Origin of the sequence: Clostridium aestuarii, assembly GCF_026735135.1 — a bacterium.
In the GTDB taxonomy this organism is placed as follows: Bacteria; Bacillota; Clostridia; order Clostridiales; family Clostridiaceae; genus Clostridium_H; species Clostridium_H aestuarii.
The window spans coordinates 670866-691746 of record NZ_JAPQER010000001.1 but is presented as its reverse complement, the minus strand read 5'-3'; the positions used below and the strand labels follow the sequence as shown (position 1 = coordinate 691746).

The window sequence follows — 20881 nt, the reverse complement described above, 5'->3', positions numbered from 1 at the left end:
CAGTTGACAATTAAAAGTGGAAAGTTAGTAGCTAAAGATATGATTTGGGAAGGGCTGAAATAAAAATGAAGGATAAAATTTTTATAAAAGGTGCTAAAGTGCATAACTTAAAAAATGTTGATTTAGAAATACCTAGAGATAAATTAGTTGTGTTTACTGGACTTTCTGGTTCAGGAAAGTCATCGTTAGCATTTGATACTCTTTATGCTGAAGGTCAGAGAAGATATGTTGAATCATTATCTGCTTATGCAAGACAATTTTTGGGTCAAATGGATAAACCAGATGTTGAATATATAGAAGGATTATCGCCAGCAATTTCTATAGATCAAAAAACAACAAGTAAAAATCCACGTTCTACCGTAGGAACTGTTACAGAAATATATGATTATTTAAGGCTTTTATATGCTAGAGTAGGAACTCCACACTGTCCTAAATGTGGTAGAGAAATTACTCAGCAAACTGTAGATATGATGGTAGATAAGATATTAGAACTACAAGAAAGAAGTAAAATTCAAATTCTTTCTCCAATAGTTAAAGGAAGAAAAGGACAACATGTTAAAATATTTGATAATATAAAGAAAAATGGTTATGTAAGAGTTAGAATAGATGGAGAAATATATGATTTACAAGAGGAAGAAATTAATTTAGACAAGAATAAAAAACATACTATTGAGGCTGTAATAGATAGATTAATAATAAAAGAAGGAATAGCGAGTAGACTTACTGATTCATTAGAAACTGCTTTGAAATTATCTGAAGGACAGGTAATAGTGAATATTATTGGTGGAGAGGATATTTTATTTAGTGAAAAATTTGCTTGCCCTGATTGTGGAATAAGTATAGATGAATTAGCACCAAGATTATTTTCATTTAATTCACCTTTTGGTAGATGTGATAAATGCGATGGAATAGGTACTTTAATAGAAATTGATGAAGATTTAGTTATACCTAATAAAAGTAAGAGTATTATTGAAGGTGCAATAATTTCTTTAGGAGAAGGTGCACTGAAAGAAGACTCATGGACATTAAGTATTTTAAAGGCATTATCAAAAAAATATGATTTTAATTTAAATACTCCAATTAAAGATTTATCAAGAGAAATATTAGATTATATATTATATGGGTTGAATGGAGAAAAAATCATTGTAGAATATGTAAAAGAAGATAGACAAGGATTATATAATCATAGATATGAAGGCTTAATAAACAATTTGAGAAGAAGATATATAGAAACTAACTCTGACTATATAAAGAAACAAATTGAACAATATATGAGTGATACTCCTTGTCCAAAATGTAAAGGAGCTAGATTAAAGAAAGAAGCATTAGCTGTAACTGTAAGTGGTAAAAATATATTTGAATTTTGCAATATGTCTATTAAGGATGAATTGGAGTTTACAGAAAGTATAAAATTGTCAGAGAAAAATGCAATAATTGCAAATCAAATATTAAAGGAGATAAAAAGCAGGCTTAAGTTTTTAATTGATGTTGGACTTAATTATTTAAGTTTAAATAGAAAATCAGGAACATTATCAGGAGGAGAATCTCAAAGAATAAGACTTGCAAGTCAAATTGGATCGGGATTAGTTGGAGTTTTATACATACTTGATGAACCTAGTATAGGTCTTCATCAGAGAGATAATGATAGACTTATAGGTACATTAAAACATCTAAGGAATTTAGGAAATACTCTAGTTGTAGTAGAGCACGATGAAGATACCATAAAAGAAGCAGATTTTGTTGTGGATATAGGTCCAGGTGCAGGAGAACATGGTGGGAAAATTATTGCAGCTGGAAGTTTAGATGACATAAAAAATTGTAAGGATTCTATAACAGGTCAGTACTTGATAGGTGAAAAAACAATAGAAGTCCCTACAGTTAGACGTAAGGCTAATGAAAAAGAAATAAAAATTGTTGGTGCTAGGGAGAACAATCTAAAAAATATAACGGTTAGGTTTCCATTAGGATTACTTACATCAGTTACGGGAGTTTCAGGTTCAGGAAAAAGCACTTTAGTTAATGAAATACTTTATAAAGGATTAAATAAAAAAATAAATAAGTCAAAAATGAATCCAGGCATTCATAAGGAGATAACTGGAATAGAAAATATAGATAAAATTATAAATATAAATCAAAGTCCTATCGGAAGAACTCCAAGATCTAATCCTGCAACATACACAGGATTATTTGATGTAATAAGAGAGTTGTTTTCTAATACTCCTGAAGCGAGGATGAGAGGGTATAAGCCTGGAAGATTTAGTTTTAATGTTAAAGGTGGGCGATGTGAAGCTTGTCGTGGTGACGGTATAATAAAAATAGAAATGCAATTTTTATCTGATGTTTATGTTCCTTGTGAAGTTTGTAAAGGGAAAAGATATAATAGAGAAACTTTAGAGGTGAAATATAAAGGAAAAAATATAGATGAAATTTTAAATTTAACAGTTGAAGAAGCATTAGAATTTTTCTCAAATATTCCAAGAGCAAAAAATAAACTCCAAACTCTTATGGATGTAGGACTTGGGTATGTCAGACTTGGTCAGCCATCTACTCAGCTTTCTGGTGGAGAAGCTCAGAGAATTAAATTAGCTACTGAATTATCAAAAAGAAGTACAGGGAAAACTTTATATATTTTAGATGAGCCTACTACAGGACTTCATATAGATGATGTAAATAGGCTTATAAATATATTGCAGCGTTTAGTTGAGGGCGGAAATACTGTAGTTGTAATTGAACACAATTTAGATATTATAAAATGCTCGGATTATATTGTTGATTTAGGTCCAGAAGGTGGAGATAAAGGTGGAACTGTAGTGTGTATGGGAACCCCAGAACAAGTAGCTAAAAATAGCAGTTCTTATACAGGATATTATTTAAAAAACATGTTATAATATATAAAACGGACATAGGAAGAAGACTAGCATTACAGTTTTAATGCTAGTCTTTAGTTCATAGAATTTATATGATAAGAGGTGGATAAACATGCCTTTATTAAGAATGATTTTTAAAGTTTTGATTATTGGAACTATATATATAATAATATTTTGGGCTCTAAAGATAATGTATAAGGATATAAAGAAAGTAAATAGGAAAAAGAATAATACAAGAATTTGGGGACTAGAAGTAATAAGAGTAGGTGATGTCAATTCACAGTTAAGAGTTGGCTCAGTTATTCCAATACATGATAAGCTTACTATAGGAAGAAAAAAAGATAATATACTTGTACTTAAGAATGAATATATTTCACAGCATCATGCTGTGATTTTTATAAAAAACAATAAATGTTTTATAAAGGATTTGAGAAGTATAAATGGAATAATGATTAATAATACTAAAATATCAAAGGAAAGTTATCTAATGTCTGAGGATGAAATTTCAATAGGAAAATATACGTTTAAATTGATAGGGTAAATTAAAGTTAGTTGAAAATTTAAGGTGGATAAAATTTATGAATAGTAAAACTGCTGAAAGAAAATTTTTATATTATATTTACGCTTTTTGTTTAATTTGTTTTTTAAATTTAAGTGTTTTACATTGGCCGAGTGAGCCTTTTGATAAAAATGCACTATTAGTTGGAATTGTGATTTGTGGGCTTATTGCTTATGCACATTTTATAATTCGAAGATTTTTTCCTGATGGTGACAAGTATATTTTAATTTTTGCGGGGGTATTAACAGTAATTGGAATAGTTATTTTGTATAGAATAAATAGAATATATGCTATAAAACAAGTTATATGGTTTGTAATTGGAATAATAGGATTTATATTTATTGTTGTATTACTTCCAGGATTAAAAAGATTTGCAGAGTGTAAATACTTTTATTTAGTTATAACGTTAGTTTTTATGGCTATGGGAACTTTTTTTGGCAAGGAAAAATATGGAGCAAAAAACTGGATAATGATTGGAAATTATGGTTTTCAACCTTCAGAATTTGGAAAACTTTTCTTGGTAGCATATCTAGCTTCGACTTTAAAAAAATACAAAAATTATAAGGATTTAGTAGAGCCAGCGACAATTGTAATGATATCACTTGGATTTATGGTATTACAAAGAGATTTAGGTTCAGCTTTGATTTTTTTTGGCATTTCTGTAACTATGCTTTATATAGCAACTTCAAAGATTAAATATGTGACTGTATGCTTTGGCTTATTTAGTATAGGGTCTGTAATTAGTTATAAATTATTTCATCATGTGAAAGTTAGATTTTTAATATGGAAAGATGTTTGGAATTATGCTAATAGCGAGGGGTATCAAATTGTTCAATCTATAATATCAATAGCATCAGGTGGGTTATTTGGTACTGGACTTGGACGTGGTCATCCTGAATTTATACCAGTTAACCTAACAGATTTCATTTTTGCAGTTTTATGTGAGGAAATGGGTGGATTAATGGGATTTGCTGTAATCATATTATACTTTTTATTATTCTATAGGTGTATGAGGGCAGCAGTTTATTCTGAAGATAAATTTTCAGCATTGCTTGCAGTAGGATATAGTTCAATGATAGCTACTCAAGTGCTAGTTATTATTGGAGGCGTGATAAATTTAATTCCTCTTACAGGTATAACAATGCCTTTAATAAGTTATGGAGGAAGTTCCATGATTACTACTTTTTTTGCTTTAGGTGTATTGCAAAAAATTTCTGAGGAGGCAGCAAAAATTGAATGATATTTCCAAGAATATAAAAAATGTACTTGGTGTGTTTTTAGTGTGTTTTTTAGGTGTTATTTTATATATTACATACTTTGAAATTTTTAAAGCGGAAGATATTATTTCAAGTCCGTATAATAAAAGATTATTAGCAAAACGAAATGCTATATTAAGAGGAACTATTTATGATAGAAATATGAATCCGCTGACTAAGAGTGAAAAAAGTAATTCTTTTAATCAAGAAAGAACTTATTTGTATGGAGAAATATTTGCAAATGTAATAGGATATATAAGTCCTAGATATGGAATAACGGGCTTAGAAAGAAAATATGATTCCACTTTAATTGGTGCAGATACTATGGATTTATCAAAATTTTTTGAAACAATTACTGAAAAGTCAAATAGAATTGGGTACAATTTAAGAACTACTTTAGATTATAATATACAGAAAAGAGCCTATGACCTTTTAGGAAATAATAAAGGAGCAGTAGTAGTTTTGAATCCTAAAAATGGAGAAGTTCTTGCAATGGTATCTAAGCCTTCATATAACCCTAATAATTTAGATAAAAACTGGAAAAAAATAAATTCTAATAAAGATAACCCATTATATAATAGAGCTACTTTAGGTTTGTATCCTCCAGGGTCTATATTTAAGATAATAACCTCTGTTAGTGCATTGGAAAATATAGAAGGAATAAATAAAAAAATCTTTAAAGATGAGGGGATATTAGTCTTTAATTCTAAAGAATCTTTGGAAAATTATAATGGTGAAAAATTAGGAGAAATAGGTTTAAGTGAGGCTTTTGTAGAATCCAGCAATGTAGTTTTTGGAAAGTTGGGTATTGAGTTAGGCAATTATAATCTCAGAAATACAGCAGAAAAATTTTATTTTAATAAAAATATACCTATTAATGACTTTAATGTTAATAAGGGTAGTTTTCCTAGTCTAAGAAGAAATGAACAGGGGAATATTGCTCAAAGTGCTATAGGACAGGGAGAAGTTATAGTATCGCCAATGCATATGGCATTGGTAACTGGAGCCATAGCAAATGATGGAATTATGATGAAGCCATTTTTAGTTAAAGATATATTAAACAGTAAAGAAAATACTGTAAAAAAAATTAAAACAGAAAGTTTGGGAAAAATTACTTCTAAACAAAATGCTAGAATAATAAAAAAATTTATGAAAAAAACTGTAGACGAGGGTACAGGAAAAAACGCCAGAATAAATGGAATAAATATATGTGGAAAAACTGGTACAGCTGAAAATGGAGAAGGCGCATCTCATTCATGGTTTGTTGGTTTTGCACCATATAGTAAACCAACAGTTGTAGTAGCGGTAATTGTAGAAAATGGAGGAGTAGGAGGAGTGAAAGCTGCTAAAATAGCAAAGCAAGTAATACAAGAAGCTTTATATAATAAATAATACAGACAAAAAACGATAATAACAACTATGAACATATATTTCTTTTATGGTTATAGTGGTATAATAAAGTCAGGAGTTTTATCAAATCTTGACTTTTTTTATATTATTTTAATGATAAAGGAGACAATATGAAGGGGAAAACTCATGCAGGAATAGGAGCTATAACTTTTATGTCAGTATGTGACAAAATACCAGGGGGATTTACCTATATCGGGATACTAATAGTTATAATAGCATCTTTGATGCCAGATATAGATCATCCGAAGAGCATTATTAATAAATATATATTACCTTTTAAGAATAAAAAAACAAAGACTATAATGTATTTAGGTTTTGCGTTAATAGTTTTGTGGGTTAATTATTTATATACAAGAGAGGCTGCGTTAAATGCTTTGGGAATTGTATTTATATTTGTAGCCATATCATCTCATAGAAATGGGTTAACTCATAGTTTAGTAGGATTAATAGTATTTACATTTATATCAGGATATTTGGGCGAAATTTATGATGTGTCTTTTATAGCATATTATTTTATGGTCGGATATGGTATGCATTTGACTTGCGATATGATGACTAAAATGGGTATTCCGTTATTTTATCCATTCAAAAAGAAAAAGTACAAGTTTCCTTTTACATATAGGGTGAGTTCTAAAAAAGGAAATACCTTTGAAGACTTTCTTATAATCATGGGGCTTGCATATGCAGTTTATAGGTTGCCAGCTATATTATAAGGGTGGTGAGTAAAATGTTTGATTTTAAATATCAACTTAAAATGCTCCCGGAAAAGCCAGGAGTTTATTTGATGAAAAACTCTCTTGGAGAAGTGATATATGTTGGAAAGGCTAAAATACTTAAAAATAGAGTTAAGCAGTATTTTCAAAAATCTAAAAATCATAGTGAAAAAGTAAAGGCAATGGTAAAAAATATTGCTGAATTTGAATATATAGTTACAGGATCAGAAATGGAAGCACTTATTTTAGAGTGCAATTTAATAAAAAAATATAGACCTAGATATAATATCTTGCTTAAAGATGATAAACATTATCCATTTATAAAAATCACTATTAATGAAGATTTTCCTAGAGTTTTTGTAACAAGGATAAGAGCAAGGGATGGAGCAAAATATTTTGGACCATATCCAGATTCATCTGCAGTATATGAAACTATAGAACTTATAAAAAAGAATTTTCCAATAAGAACATGTAGAAAAATTATAAAAGAAAAAGGTGAAAAGATAAAACCCTGTTTAAATTATCATATAAAATTATGTAGTGCTCCTTGTTCGGGATATATAAGTAAAGAGGAGTATAATAAATTTATTAAAGAATTAATAGATTTATTAACAGGTAGGGAAAACGATGTATTAAATAAATTAAAAGAAAAAATGGAAGAAGCAGCTGAATGTTTAGAGTTTGAGAAAGCGGCAGTTTTAAGGGACAAAATTAATGCAATAAATAAGATACGAGAAAGACAAAAGATTATATCTAGTAATTTTGAAAATGAAGATTTTATAAATATAAGTAGTGATACGGAAGATTGGTGTGTTCAAATATTTTTTGTTAGAAATGGCAAAATAATAGGAAGAGAATATTTTATTTTGGAAAATAATATATTAGAAAATACAGGAGATATTATTTCAAATTTTATAAAAGAATTTTATGGAGGCACAGCATTTATACCTAAAAAAGTATATGTACCAGAAGTACAAGATATAAAGCTTTTAGAAGAATGGCTTTCTTCTAAACGAGGAACTAAAGTGAAAATTAAAGTTCCTGAAAAAGGAGAAAAGAAGAAACTTTTAAGTATGGTAGAAGAAAATGCTAAAATGACATTGGAACAGTTTAAATTAAAACTAAAAAAAGAAAAAGAATTTAATAATAGTTCATTAAAAGAACTTTGCGAGATAGTAGAGTTAGAGGATATTCCACATAGAATAGAAGCGTATGATATATCTAATATACAAGGAGTAGATTCTGTAGGAACTATGGTCGTTTTCGAAAATGGAAAACCTAAAAATAGTGATTATAGACGTTTTAAAATAAAGACTGTTATAGGGGCAAATGATTATGATAGTATGAGAGAAATATTGACTAGAAGGTTTCAGCATGGTATTAATGAAACAAAGGAAATAAAGGAACGAGGATTAGCATTAAGTGGAACAAAATTTAGTGTTTTCCCTGATTTAATACTTATGGATGGTGGCAGAGGGCAGGTTAATGTGGCATTAGAAGTTTTAAAACACTTTGATATTAATATACCTGTATGTGGAATGGTTAAAGATGACAAACACAAAACTAGAGGGCTAATATATAATAATAAAGAGCTAAAAATCAAACAAAACTCTAAAGTCATGAATTTAATTACTCGAGTACAGGATGAAGTACATCGATTTGCAATTACCTATCATAGGAGTTTAAGAGATAAAAGAATACTTCATTCTATATTGGAAGATATTCCCAATATAGGAATATCACGAAGAAAAGAGTTGCTTAAAAAATTTGGAAGTGTTGATAATATAAGAAAGGCTTGTTATGAAAAATTATTGAGTACACCATCAATAAATAAGAAGGCAGCACAAAGTATAATTGATTATTTTCATAAAAACAAATAGAGAGGATTGAGTATATGAAATATGTTCTTGATGTTCATACACATACAATAGCAAGTGGTCACGCGTACACAACTTTGTTAGAAAATGCTAAATATGCTTCAGAAATAGGATTAAAGGTTTTAGGAACTACAGAACATGGACCATTAATGCCTCATGCACCACATAAATGGTATTTTGGAAATTTTAAAGTATTGCCTAGGTATATATATGGAGTTACAATGCTTCATGGATGTGAAGCTAATATAATAGACAATGAAGGTAATCTGGATCTTGAAGAAGAATTTATAAAAAATCTAGATATAGTTATAGCTAGTTTACATCAACCTTGTATAAAACCTGGAACTAGAAAGGAGAATACAGAAGCTTTATTAAAGGCAATGGATAATCCTTATGTTGATATTATTGGACATAGTGGAAATCCTGAATTCCCGATATATGAAGAAGAAGTTGTAAAAAAAGCAAAAGAAAAAAATATTTTAATAGAAATAAATAATAGTTCATTTAAAGTTTCACGTAAAGGAAGCATACCTGTATGTACTGATATTGCAAAATATTGTAAGAAATATGGTGCACAAATTATATTAGGAAGTGACTCTCATATATGTTTTACAATAGGTAAATTTGATGAAGTAGAAAATATGCTTAAACAAATTAAAATGCCAAAAGAATTAGTAATAAATACTGATGAAAGAAAACTAATAAAATATTTACAAAATAAAGGAAAAATAAAAGATATAAAACTTGATTAAAGGCTTGTATATGAATTATACTATTTACATATTTATAAATAATAGTTAAGGAGAAGCACATGGTTCAAGATATAAGCGTTGTAAATAAATTCAAGGATATTCTAGATGAAAATGATATAAAGGTAAATGCTTTAATGAAGAAGTATACTTCATTTAAGGTAGGAGGACCAGCAGATATATTGGTTACACCTACAAACTATGAACAAGTAAAGGAAATAATAAATTTTTGCAAAAAAAATAGTATTACATATTATGTGATTGGCAATGGGACTAATTTAGTTGTAAGAGACGGAGGAATAAGAGGAGTTGTTATTAACTTATCTAGATTAGATAAGTTAAGTGTGGATGGAGAAATACTAAGTACACAGGCGGGAGCACTTCTTTCAAGTGCAGCTAAACTAGCTTTGAAACACAGTTTAAAAGGATTAGAATTTGCTAATGGTATACCAGGTAGTGTAGGTGGCGCTGTTGCTATGAATGCAGGAGCATATAATGGAGAAATATCTCAGGTAATAGAAAGTGTACTTATAATAGACAATAATGGACAAATAAGAAAAATTTCTAAAGATGAGTTAGAGCTAAACTATAGAATGAGTGCTGTGTTAAAGTTTGGTTATATAGTACTTGAGGCTACTTTTAAACTAGAAAAGGGAGATTACGAGACTATAAAAAATAGAATCAATGATTTGACGAGAAGAAGAAAAGAAAAACAACCATTAGAGTATCCATCAGCAGGGAGTACTTTTAAAAGACCAGAAGGGTATTTTGCAGGAAAGCTTATACAGGATTGTGGCTTAAAAGGTACAAGTGTTGGGGGAGCAGAAGTATCAGTTAAACATTCTGGATTTATAATCAATAAAAATAATGCAACAGCAAAAGATATAATGGAACTTATTGCAATTGTGCAAAAAAAAGTTAAAGAACAGTATGGGGTTAACTTAAATCCAGAAGTACGAATTGTTGGTGAAGAAATAGATGAGGTTTAGATAAAAGTTTAAAAGAAATTAAGCCTGTATTCTTTTTAAAAGAATACAGGCTTAAAATACTATTTAGAAAATTTTTCTCCAAATTCAGAAAGAGTTTTAAATATAAAATTTAAATCTTCATAACTTGTTCTATGATTAGCAAAACAAGTTCTCATTGCAACATTACCGTTTATTACAGCAGGGGCAATAAATGCTTTGCCACTTTTCTCTAATTCATTTAATATTTTATGCTGAAGTTTATTTAATTCTTCATTAGTTAAATTTAAATTAGGTATATATCTAAAACATACTGCAGATGTTTGTGTAGGAGCTAAAAGTTCCCAGTTTTTGCTTCCGTTTATCTTTTGTGTCAATTCCTGTGCTAAATCTATATTCTGATTTACAATATTTGCAATTTTATCAAGTCCATAAGTTCTAAATGCAAACCAAATTTTAAGTGCTCTAGACATACGTGTGAATTGAATTCCATAATTCATATATTCAATTGGTTCTTCTTTATTAAAGTTTTTATCTGCAGTTTTATATGTATTATAAAGGTGTTCACGTTTCTTTATTAAAACGCAGCCAGCTTCAACAGGTATGAAAAACCATTTGTGAGGATCAGTTGAAATAGAATCGGCTTTTTCTATACCTTTCATTAATTCTTTTCCTCTTTGTGTTAGAATTGCACCACCTGCAAAAGCAGCGTCTATGTGTAACCATATGTTATTTTTATTACAGAAATCTGCAATAGCATCAATATTGTCTACAGATCCTTCATTCGATGTTCCAGCCTGTGCAACAACACAAAATGGGTCATAACCTGATTCTTTATCTTTTTTTACTGCTTGTTTTAATTTATTAGTATCCATTTTAAAATTAGAATCTACAGGTATTTTTCGTATAAAATCGCTTCCAATTCCCAAAAGACTTACTGCTGTTTCAACAGATTTATGTGCTATTTCTGAAACGTAAACTGTAAGTGGTTTTTCTATATTTTGCAGACCTTTCTTCATAACTCCTGGTATATGTGCTTCTCTTGCAACAGAAAGTGCTGTTAAAGTTCCCATTGTTCCACCACTTACTAAGATTCCTCCACTTTCATTTGAGTAGCCAAATATTTTAGAAAACCATGATATAACAATTTCCTCCATAACTGTTGCAGCAGGTCCACTTTTATAACAAAATGGTACTTGATTTAATCCTAAATTTATAATTTCTCCAATTGTTCCAGCAGGAGATGGACTTGTTATAATCCATGATAAAAATTTTGGGTTTCCTATTTTACTGCAATAAGGAACAATAGTCTCTTCAACTTCCTCTATAGATTTTTCAATACCAATACCTTCAAATGGTATTTCTGAATGGATTAAAGTTTTTAAATCTTCACGTTTAATATCAGGAATTACAGGTTCAGTAGTTATATTGTTCATATAATTCTTAACAACATTCATAGCTTTGTCTAGAGCCAAATCTAAATTTTCAATATCTAGAGATTGAGTTTTCATAATTAAACCTACTTTCTTTAATATTTGAATATAAAGTATATATTATACAAATATACTTTTATTAACAGATAGATGATATTATTATATATCTAATTGGTAGCATCAGCAATTGAAAATTTAAAATATTTGTAATATTATAATTAGAAATTAGGGATATATAATTACATATAACTAAATAAAGATTTTGATTTAAAATCGTGTTATAATAAAAAAATAATACTGTATTAATGAAGGGAGGGCTTCATATGAAATTTGTCATTGTTACAGGATTATCAGGAGCAGGAAAAAGTCAAGCTATTAAAAGCTTAGAGGATTTAGGATATTTTTGTGTGGATAATTTACCACCAACATTGATGGCTAAGTTTGCAGATGCATGTTATCAAACAGAGGGTAAGATAGATAAAATAGCCTTAGTTATAGATATCAGAGGGGGAGAGTTCTTTGATGACCTTTTTGAAAATTTAAAATATCTAAAAAATCAAGGTTATAAGTATGAAATTTTATTTTTAGATGCTAGTGATAAAACACTTGTAAAAAGATATAAAGAATCTAGAAGAAAACACCCATTAGCACCAGAAGGAAGAATTTTGCAAGGAATAGAACTTGAACGAAAAAGATTAGATGAGGTTAAATATAAAGCAACAAATATAATTGATACTTCAAAGATGACTACAAGACAGTTGAGGGAAAGAATAACAAGAATATATGCTGATGAAGAGCAATTAGATAATCAGCTAATGATAACAGTATTATCTTTTGGATTTAAATATGGAATACCTGTAGATTCGGATTTGGTTTTTGATGTGAGATTCTTACCTAACCCTTTTTATATACCTGAGCTTAAGGGATTTTCAGGTAATGATAAACAAATAAAGGACTATGTTTTAAATTTTAAAGAAAGCAATGAATTTATTAGTAAATTATATGATATGCTTGAATTTTTAATTCCTAATTATATAAAAGAAGGTAAGAGACAGCTTATAGTTTCTATAGGTTGTACAGGAGGAAGACACCGTTCTGTTACAATTGCTAATACAATTTATGATAAGTTAAGTTCAAAAGGTTATAAAGTAAATAAAGAACATAGAGATATAAATGAAGATAAAAAAAAAGGTGGATTTAAATTATGAAAATACTCCAATGGTTGAAGCCTGGTGTAAGAGTAAAAAGGTGGATTACTCTAGGGGCTATGGGGATTTTATTTATAGTTTTTGCTGCAGTAGAATTTTTTAATAAAAGAATTTTTACAAAAGAATATATGTATTTTTATATATTTTTAATTGTATCAGGAATAATAATTTTATATATATCAGTTACTCAAGGAATACGATCTATTATGATGTTAATTAATAGAGGTTATTTAAATATTTCTTTGGATTCACACAAGTTGAAAAATTTAATATATGAAAAACGGTTATTAGTTAAAGGGCCTAAAATAGTAGCAATAGGTGGAGGAACAGGGCTTTCTACTATGCTAAGGGGAGTAAAATATTATACTTCAAATATAACTGCTATTGTAACAGTTGGTGATGATGGTGGAGGTTCGGGTGCTTTAAGAGAGGAACTTGGTATGCTTCCACCAGGAGATATTAGAAACTGTATTTTAGCTTTAGCAGATACAGAACCTTTAATGGAAGAACTTCTTCAATATAGGTTTAAAGAAGGCAATTTGAAAAATCAAAGCTTTGGAAACTTATTTTTAGCAGCTATGGATGGAGTATCAAATAACTTTGAAGAAGCTGTTCAAAAAATGAGTTCTGTTCTTGCTGTAACAGGAAGAGTTTTACCTGTTACCTTAGATGATATGGTACTTAAAGCTAAATTAAAAAATGGTAATATAATTGAAGGAGAGTCTAATATTCCAGAAAAAGCTATTAATCAAAATAGTAAAATAGAGAAACTTTTTATTGAACCTGAAAATGCACAAGCCTTAAATGAAGCTGTTGAAGCTATTAAAGAAGCGGATGCTGTAATATTAGGACCAGGAAGTCTTTATACTAGTGTTATACCAAATCTTTTAGTTAAAGATATAAGTAAAGCATTGAAAGAGACTAATGCTTTAAAAATATATGTTTCAAATATCATGACTCAAGAAGGAGAAACAGATAATTATACGGTTTCAGAGCATATACAAGCTATATTTAAGCATGCTGGTAATGGAATAATTGATTATATAGCAGTTAATACTGAAAAAATAAGCAATAAAATAAAGGAAAAGTATTTAGAAAAAAATGCAGAACAAGTTAAAATAGATAGGGATAAAATAGATAAATTAAATGTAAAAGTAATAGAAGGAGATTTTATTACAGTTAAAAATAATTGGGTTAGACATGATCAAGATAAGTTAGCTCAGTTATTAATGAAAACGATAATGGAAAAGAAATTGTTGTACGATAAAAAGAAAATAATAGAATATTTCTATTTGTCACAAAGACTTAAAGAAAATAAAGCAAGTAAGGAGTAGGAAAATATGTCATTTTCTTCAAAAGTAAAGAATGAGATTTGCAGATATACAAAATTAACTAAAAAAGAAGCTACAGCTTTGTTATCAGGAATTATGAAAGTTAGTGGTACTTTAGGATTTGGAGGAGATAAAAAAATAAATTTTAGAGTTACTACAGAAAATCCTGCAATTGCTAGGCTTGTTTTTAAGTTATTAAAGGAACATTTTGGCATGCATGCGAAGTTGTTTGTAAAAAGAAGTAATTCTTTGAAAAAAAATAATATTTATTTAGTTATGATAACTCATGAAATGAAAGTAAAAGAATTATTAAAAGAAGTTGGAGTGCTAAAGGAAGAAAATGGTATGATTCTATTGGAATACAGCATACCTAAAAGTATAATTGACATAGATGAATGTAAAAGAGTTTTTATAAGAGGTGTTTTTTTAGGTGGAGGTAGTATAAGTAATCCTGAAAAGACATATCACTTAGAATTCGTTACTCATGATGAAAATTACGCAAAAGAATTGAGTCAGGTTATTAATAGTTATGGATTAAATTCAAAGGTTATTCAGAGAAAGAGTAGTTACGTAATATATATAAAAGAAGGAGAACAAATAGTTGACTTACTTAATATAATAGGAGCTCATGAATCGCTTTTAGAGCTTGAAAACGTTAGAATAATGAAAGAAATGAGAAATAATATAAATAGATTAGTGAATTGTGAGACCGCAAATTTAAGCAAAACAGTTAATGCTGCAGTAAGACAAATAGAAAGTATAAAACTTATAGAAAAAGAGATAGGTTTTCCAAGGCTTCCTAAAAATTTAAGAGAAATTGCAGAGCTTAGATTAAACTATCCAAATGAATCTCTAAAAGAACTTGGACAAATGTTAAATCCACAAGTAGGTAAATCTGGTGTTAATCATAGACTTAGAAGAATTGAAAAAATAGCAGAGGAACTGAGAAAAGAAGGGAAGTAGGTTTTAGGGAATGTCAAAACATGAAGACATAATAAAGTATATATCTTCACTTAAAGTTGGAACAAAAATATCTGTTAGAAGTATTGCAAGTGAACAAGGAGTAAGTGATGGAACTGCTTATAGATCCATAAAAGATGCAGAAGCTTTAGGAATAGTTTCTACTATACCTAGAGTAGGAACTGTTAGAATTGAAAAAATAGAAAAGAAAAATATAGAATCTCTTAGTTATGCTGAGGTTGTAAATATAGTAGAAGGTTCTATTGTTAGTGGAAAAGATGGAATTCATAAGCGATTGAATAAATTTGCTATAGGAGCCATGAGAATAAAAGAAGCTAAAAAGTATATGTCTCCTGGGTGCTTGGTTATAGTTGGTAATAGAGAAGATATTCAAAGTATAGCGTTAGAAAATGAATGTGCAGTTTTAATAACAGGTGGATTTGCTTGTAGTGATAAAATAAAAAAATTAGGAGATGAAAAATGTTTACCAATAATATGTTCTAGTTATGATAGTTTTACAGTAGCTAGTATGATAAATAGAGCTATGTCGGAAAATTTAATAAAGAAAGAAATAATACTAGTAGAAGATATTATGAGAAACGATCCTATTTATTTAAAAATAAATGATAGTGTAGAAAAATTAAAAACACTGATAGAAAAGACAAAACATGAAAGATATCCAGTAGTTGATGGTGAGGAAAATGTTGTTGGAATTGTTACTATGAAAGATATTCCTATTAAAAACGATGAAGAAATTTTAATTGGAAAAATAATGAGTAAGGATCCTATAACAGTAAGAGAAAAAACAACAGTAGCATATACAGCACATATTATGGGATGGGAAGGAATAGAACTTTGTCCTGTAGTTGAAGGAAAAAAACTAGTAGGAGTTATAGGACGGCAAGAGGTTATAAAAGCTCTTCAGTATGCAGCAAAACAGCCTCAAGTTGGAGAAACAATAGAAGATTTAATACTTAGAAATTTTAATTATGAAGTGAAAGACCAAAAAATGCATTTTAATGGAAAGATAATTCCTGAAATGTTAGACCAATTAGGAACTGCTTCTTGGAGTTCATTAAATATGCTTCTTTCTACTGTGGGAATTATGACTATAAGACATAAGAATAATGTAAATATCAGAGTAGATAGCATAATGATATATTTTATGAAACCTGTGCAAATAGACAGCATTATTGATATTTATACAGAAATAATTGATATGGGAAGAAGTTTTTGTAAGGTTGAAATTAGTATGTTTAAAAAGAAAGAATTAATTGCTAAAGCAATGCTTTCAGCAAAAATAGTTAAATGATTACTGTAATAAAGTTAAGAACTGATATACTGTGTGCTGTACCAATTTTTGGTACAGCATACTTTTTTTATTTTTTATTATGTATTCAGTCAAGTAACTATATTTAGAATTAGATATTAAATTTAACTTAGTAATTACTGAATAGCTGGTCAAAAAATAATTATTATTTACAAAATATACTAAAATTATATATAATGGTATATGATAACATATAATTTTAAAGTTATTAATATCTATATTAATTATAGGTATTTAAAAATCATTATAAAGGGGGATGAATATATTGTTTAAAAATTTTACAAACAAAAAGTGGACAGCTTGTATTGTGGCATTAATTATGATATTGGCATTAATATCACCAGTTAATGTACTTGCGGAAGACAAACAAAACATACAAGTTAAGGACCTAACATCAAACACTACAGTTTCTAAAGAGGATTCAAATCTTAATTCAGAAAAATTGCAAAGTAAAATTTCTTCTAAACCAGAGGTTAAAGTTGCAAAACAAATTGATATAGTTTCATTTAATGATTTCCATGGAAATCTTATGGAAGACCCAAGAGAAAAAGGTAAAAATGTTGGGATAGCTAAATTAGTTGCAGCAATAAAGAAAGCTAAAAAAGAAAATCCAAATACTATAGTTGTTTCAGGTGGAGATAACTATCAAGGTAGCGCAATGTCAAATTTAACACATGGAGCACCAGTATCAGAAATGATAAAATCAGTTGGAGTTACAGCTTCAGCAGTTGGAAACCATGAGTTTGACTGGGGACTACAATGGATGAATAAATGGGCTAAAGATGGAAATTTCACATTCTTAGCTTCTAACATTTATTATAAAAAAAGTGGAACCCCAGTAGAATGGGCAAAATCATATATGATAGTAGAAAAAGGTGGAATAAAAATAGGATTTGTTGGACTAACAACTAAGGAAACAGCCTATATGACAAAAGCTGAAAATGTTAAAGATGTGGAATTTAGAGATATAGCAGTATGTGCAAAAAAATGGGCAGATTATTTAAAATCAGGTAAAGCACCAGAAGGAAAATGTGATGTAGTTATAGCGTTAACCCATTTAGGATCAATACAAGATCAAGAAACAAAAAAAATAACTGATGAAGTAGTAGATTCTAAACTTTGCGAAGTTAAAAATATTGATGCTGTAGTATCATCACATACTCATAAAATAGTATGTGGACAAGTTAATGGAAAACCTGTAGTTCAAGGATACTATGCAGGAAGAGCATTAGCTAAATTATCTATAATGTTAGATGAAAATAACAAAGTTATAGATATAGTACCAAATGTTGATACTATATATCACAGAAAATCAGAATTGGTTAAAGATAAAGATGGTGAAGCTATATATAATAAATACGATAAAGAATTAAAACCAATTTTAGGAGAAGTCTTAGGAACAACTGACAAAGAATTAGCTCATGATAGATGGAACGGACCTTCATTACTTGGTCAATGGGTATGTGATGTTATGAAAAAGGCTGCAGGAACTGAAATAGCTGTAACCAATGGTGGTGGATTGAGATGTCCAATACCAAAAGGTGATATAACTATGGGTAAACTTTATGAAGTTATGCCATTTGATAACACTTTATTTAAGATGGAACTTAAAGGGTCAGATCTTAAAAATGTTATCCAACATGGTATAATGAATGAAAAAATAGGATGGATACAAGAAACAGGAGTTATAGTTACTTACAATAAAGATGGTAAGATAACTTCAATGAAATTAGAGGATGGTACTCCAGTTGATATGAATAAGTATTATACAGTAGTGACAAACGACTTTATGTTTACTGGTGGAGACCAATATGACTTTAGCAATGCTAAAAATACATTTAATACAAATGTGCCAATAAGAGATGAATTAGTAAAAGCAGTTAAAAATGCTAAAAATCTCTCAATTAAACAAGTACATTATCTTCAACAAGATAAGGTAAAGCAAGTACAACAAGATAATTTAAAACAGGGACAAAAGGATAAAGCAAAAATTATTGTTTATGTTGTAAAGCCAGGAGAGGTATTATGTAGAATAGCAAGAAAATACAATATGAAATATCCTCAAATTGCAAAATATAATCATCTTAAAAACCCAGATTTAATTCTTATAGGTCAAAAGTTATTAATACCTATAAACCAATAAATACTTTAATAAATTAGAAAAAGGCTTTATTTCTATTTAGGTAGAGATAAAGCCTTTATATTATAAAATGTACTTCTAGCATTATATATTTTTTATTCTTCATAAATAATACTATCGATGTAGTATGAATTTTCTTTTTTAAAAATATGAAATGTTTGTTTGTATTTTCCCATAGTATCTTTTAGTTCAACAGAGATACTAAAAGTTTTATTTTCTTTATCCTCATTAATTATTTTTGATATTTTTATTATTTCATAAGGATTAGAATTTATTTTATAAAAAAAATTATCTTTATTTTTAATGAAATTTTGCGTACATATTTTTTTTAAGTCTGTAGTGTTTTTTTCTGTGTACTGAATTTTTAAGCAGCTTTTTACTAGAGTGGTAATTGCCTTTTTTAATTCTTCATTTTCTGGTGGAATTTCAGAACTATTAGTTGAAGAATTATCTTTTTGTTTTTTTATAGCATCATATTGAGTTTGTATACTATCAGTGGCTTGATTATTATTATTATTTCCACAAGATATTAATAATATGGTAAATAACATTATTAAAATAATTGAAAAAAATTTTTTTATCATAATGTATGCTCCATTTCTTTAGGAAAATTAAATTAACTTACATATGTATTTATCGAATTTTATTAAAAAATCTAAAGTAACATATTTAATGGTATTATTTTTAATAAATACTAATTTAAACACTGTTTTCTATAAGAAAAATTATGAAAACGTTAAAAAATATAGGATTATTTTAACTAAGTAATAAAAATGAAAATAAAATGTTGACAAATTAAAATAAAAATACTATAATCGTTATTAAAATAATAAGTAAAACATAAACGGAATTAGAGGAGGGTCACATATGGGGCAAATGAAAAAGTTCACAGTGCCAGAAGGATATAGATCTAGTTTAGATTTAAGAAAAACAGAAATAGCAATAAAAAAAGTTAAAGATTATTTTCAAACGGAACTTGCTAAAAAACTTAATTTAACAAGAGTATCAGCACCACTTTTTGTTAAAGAATCATCAGGAATTAATGATAATTTAAATGGAATAGAAAGACCTGTTGCTTTTGATGCATTAGATATAAAAAATGTGGAAATGCAAATTGTACAATCTCTTGCAAAGTGGAAACGAATGGCGCTTTATAGATATGGATTTAAAATAGGAGAAGGTTTATATGCAGATATGAATGCGATTCGTAGAGATGAAGAATTGGATAATATTCACTCAATATATGTAGACCAATGGGATTGGGAAAAAATTATAACTAAAGAAGAAAGAACATTAGAAAGATTAAAGGAAATAGTACAAGAAATTTATGGAGTTTTTAAAGGTACTGAAGAATTTATAAATAAAGAATATCCACAAATAGAAAAAATATTGCCAGAAAAGATAACCTTTATTACAACTCAAGAATTAGAGGATATGTATCCTGATTTAAATGATAAAGAAAAAGAAAATAAAATCACTAAGGAAAAAGGTGCAGTTTTCTTGATGCAAATAGGTGATGTATTAAAATCAGGAAAAAAACATGATGGCAGATCTCCAGATTATGATGATTGGAAGCTTAATGGAGACTTGTTATTATGGAATCCAGTTTTGAATTGTGCTTTAGAATTATCATCTATGGGAATTAGAGTAGACAAAGAAGCGTTACTATATCAACTTAAAGCAGCGGGGTTAGAAGATAGAAAAGAACTTCCTTTCCATAAGATGCTTTTAGAAGAAAAACTTCCTTATACTATAGGTGGAGGAATTGGACAATCGAGAATATGCATGTTCTTTTTAAGAAAAGCACATATAGGAGAGGTTCAAGCATCTATATGGTCAGATGAAGTTATAGAAGAATGTAAAGAATTAGGTATTAGATTATTATAAAACAAAGGGATTGACGATATTTTTATTACGTCAATCCCTTTGTTTTAATTCATAATTACTAGTATCTAAATCATAGAACCTAGTACCTATAATGTTTAATTCTTAATATTAGTTTGTTAATGGAGCGTGTTAACTAGATTTATAATATGTTTAAATAATGATATTATAGAAATAATTAAAGAAAGGATAAAAATTA

16 protein-coding genes are annotated in these 20881 nt (G+C 28.4%); 14 read left to right on the top strand and 2 right to left on the bottom strand.

The genetic code is table 11. From position 1 onward, the window contains the following. The first annotated feature begins 65 nt into the window (after nt 1-65). The 8 genes from uvrA to murB all read left to right on the top strand — a co-directional run bounded on the left by uvrA (nt 66) and on the right by murB (nt 10420). Nucleotides 66-2888: an excinuclease ABC subunit UvrA gene (uvrA, locus tag OW763_RS02885; RefSeq protein WP_268039554.1), complete on the top strand. Its 2823-nt coding sequence runs from the start codon at nt 66-68 to the stop codon at nt 2886-2888. Nucleotides 2889-2979: 91 nt separating this feature from the next. Beyond that, the gene (locus tag OW763_RS02880; protein WP_272507263.1) at nt 2980-3408 is read left to right on the top strand and encodes an FHA domain-containing protein; all 429 of its coding nucleotides are present in this window, start codon (nt 2980-2982) and stop codon (nt 3406-3408) included. Nucleotides 3409-3445: 37 nt separating this feature from the next. Continuing rightward, nucleotides 3446-4666, top strand: a complete 1221-nt coding sequence (locus OW763_RS02875; protein WP_268039553.1) for an FtsW/RodA/SpoVE family cell cycle protein — start codon at nt 3446-3448, stop codon at nt 4664-4666. Beyond that, nucleotides 4659-6074, top strand: a complete 1416-nt coding sequence (locus OW763_RS02870) for a peptidoglycan D,D-transpeptidase FtsI family protein (protein ID WP_268039552.1) — start codon at nt 4659-4661, stop codon at nt 6072-6074. The genes OW763_RS02875 and OW763_RS02870 overlap by 8 nt, the downstream gene beginning before the upstream one ends. 128 nt (nt 6075-6202) lie before the next feature. Further along, nucleotides 6203-6805, top strand: a complete 603-nt coding sequence (locus OW763_RS02865) for a metal-dependent hydrolase (RefSeq protein WP_268039551.1) — start codon at nt 6203-6205, stop codon at nt 6803-6805. 14 nt (nt 6806-6819) lie between these two features. Continuing rightward, the gene (uvrC, locus tag OW763_RS02860; protein ID WP_268039550.1) at nt 6820-8685 is read left to right on the top strand and encodes an excinuclease ABC subunit UvrC; all 1866 of its coding nucleotides are present in this window, start codon (nt 6820-6822) and stop codon (nt 8683-8685) included. A 14-nt stretch (nt 8686-8699) separates the two neighbouring features. Continuing rightward, nucleotides 8700-9434: a phosphatase gene (locus OW763_RS02855; RefSeq protein ID WP_268039549.1), complete on the top strand. Its 735-nt coding sequence runs from the start codon at nt 8700-8702 to the stop codon at nt 9432-9434. A gap of 59 nt (nt 9435-9493) precedes the next feature. After that, nucleotides 9494-10420, top strand: coding sequence for a UDP-N-acetylmuramate dehydrogenase (gene murB / locus OW763_RS02850; protein WP_268039548.1), 927 nt, complete (start codon nt 9494-9496; stop codon nt 10418-10420). 59 nt (nt 10421-10479) lie between these two features. On the opposite strand, the gene OW763_RS02845 is transcribed toward murB, so the two are convergent. After that, entirely contained in the window at nt 10480-11907 is a 1428-nt protein-coding gene (locus OW763_RS02845; RefSeq protein ID WP_268039547.1) for a pyridoxal phosphate-dependent decarboxylase family protein, read from the bottom strand. A gap of 245 nt (nt 11908-12152) precedes the next feature. Between OW763_RS02845 and rapZ the strand changes: the two genes are divergently transcribed. From rapZ to OW763_RS02820, 5 genes are all read left to right on the top strand, one after another. Further along, nucleotides 12153-13037 (top strand): RNase adapter RapZ, encoded by an 885-nt coding sequence (gene rapZ, locus OW763_RS02840; protein ID WP_268039546.1) that lies wholly within the window; start codon nt 12153-12155, stop codon nt 13035-13037. Continuing rightward, the gene (gene yvcK / locus OW763_RS02835; protein WP_268039545.1) at nt 13034-14371 is read left to right on the top strand and encodes a uridine diphosphate-N-acetylglucosamine-binding protein YvcK; all 1338 of its coding nucleotides are present in this window, start codon (nt 13034-13036) and stop codon (nt 14369-14371) included. The genes rapZ and yvcK overlap by 4 nt, the downstream gene beginning before the upstream one ends. Before the next feature lie 6 nt (nt 14372-14377). Continuing rightward, on the top strand, nt 14378-15331 hold the full coding sequence (gene whiA, locus OW763_RS02830) for a DNA-binding protein WhiA (protein WP_268039544.1): 954 nt from the start codon (nt 14378-14380) through the stop codon (nt 15329-15331). Between the two features lie 10 nt (nt 15332-15341). Next, nucleotides 15342-16640, top strand: coding sequence for a DRTGG domain-containing protein (locus OW763_RS02825; protein WP_268039543.1), 1299 nt, complete (start codon nt 15342-15344; stop codon nt 16638-16640). Between the two features lie 283 nt (nt 16641-16923). Next, on the top strand, nt 16924-18801 hold the full coding sequence (locus OW763_RS02820) for a 5'-nucleotidase C-terminal domain-containing protein (protein WP_268039542.1): 1878 nt from the start codon (nt 16924-16926) through the stop codon (nt 18799-18801). Between the two features lie 92 nt (nt 18802-18893). Here the strand turns inward: OW763_RS02820 and OW763_RS02815 are convergent, their stop codons facing one another. Next, the gene (locus tag OW763_RS02815) at nt 18894-19382 is read right to left on the bottom strand and encodes a hypothetical protein (RefSeq protein WP_268039541.1); all 489 of its coding nucleotides are present in this window, start codon (nt 19380-19382) and stop codon (nt 18894-18896) included. 292 nt (nt 19383-19674) lie between these two features. Here OW763_RS02815 and asnA point away from each other — a divergent pair, with 292 nt between their 5' ends. Further along, complete coding sequence (gene asnA / locus OW763_RS02810; RefSeq protein WP_268039814.1) at nt 19675-20685, top strand: aspartate--ammonia ligase; 1011 nt, start codon at nt 19675-19677, stop codon at nt 20683-20685. Nucleotides 20686-20881: the final 196 nt, after the last annotated feature.

Coding starts and splice junctions, on each gene's coding strand:
- OW763_RS02845 (WP_268039547.1), bottom strand. CDS start 11,907: ATGAAAACTCAATCTCTAGATATTGAAAATTTAGATTTGGCTCTAGAC.
- OW763_RS02865 (WP_268039551.1), top strand. CDS start 6,203: ATGAAGGGGAAAACTCATGCAGGAATAGGAGCTATAACTTTTATGTCA.
- uvrA (WP_268039554.1), top strand. CDS start 66: ATGAAGGATAAAATTTTTATAAAAGGTGCTAAAGTGCATAACTTAAAA.
- OW763_RS02855 (WP_268039549.1), top strand. CDS start 8,700: ATGAAATATGTTCTTGATGTTCATACACATACAATAGCAAGTGGTCAC.
- OW763_RS02815 (WP_268039541.1), bottom strand. CDS start 19,382: ATGATAAAAAAATTTTTTTCAATTATTTTAATAATGTTATTTACCATA.
- rapZ (WP_268039546.1), top strand. CDS start 12,153: ATGAAATTTGTCATTGTTACAGGATTATCAGGAGCAGGAAAAAGTCAA.
- asnA (WP_268039814.1), top strand. CDS start 19,675: ATGAAAAAGTTCACAGTGCCAGAAGGATATAGATCTAGTTTAGATTTA.
- whiA (WP_268039544.1), top strand. CDS start 14,378: ATGTCATTTTCTTCAAAAGTAAAGAATGAGATTTGCAGATATACAAAA.
- OW763_RS02825 (WP_268039543.1), top strand. CDS start 15,342: ATGTCAAAACATGAAGACATAATAAAGTATATATCTTCACTTAAAGTT.
- murB (WP_268039548.1), top strand. CDS start 9,494: ATGGTTCAAGATATAAGCGTTGTAAATAAATTCAAGGATATTCTAGAT.
- OW763_RS02880 (WP_272507263.1), top strand. CDS start 2,980: ATGCCTTTATTAAGAATGATTTTTAAAGTTTTGATTATTGGAACTATA.
- OW763_RS02875 (WP_268039553.1), top strand. CDS start 3,446: ATGAATAGTAAAACTGCTGAAAGAAAATTTTTATATTATATTTACGCT.
- yvcK (WP_268039545.1), top strand. CDS start 13,034: ATGAAAATACTCCAATGGTTGAAGCCTGGTGTAAGAGTAAAAAGGTGG.
- uvrC (WP_268039550.1), top strand. CDS start 6,820: ATGTTTGATTTTAAATATCAACTTAAAATGCTCCCGGAAAAGCCAGGA.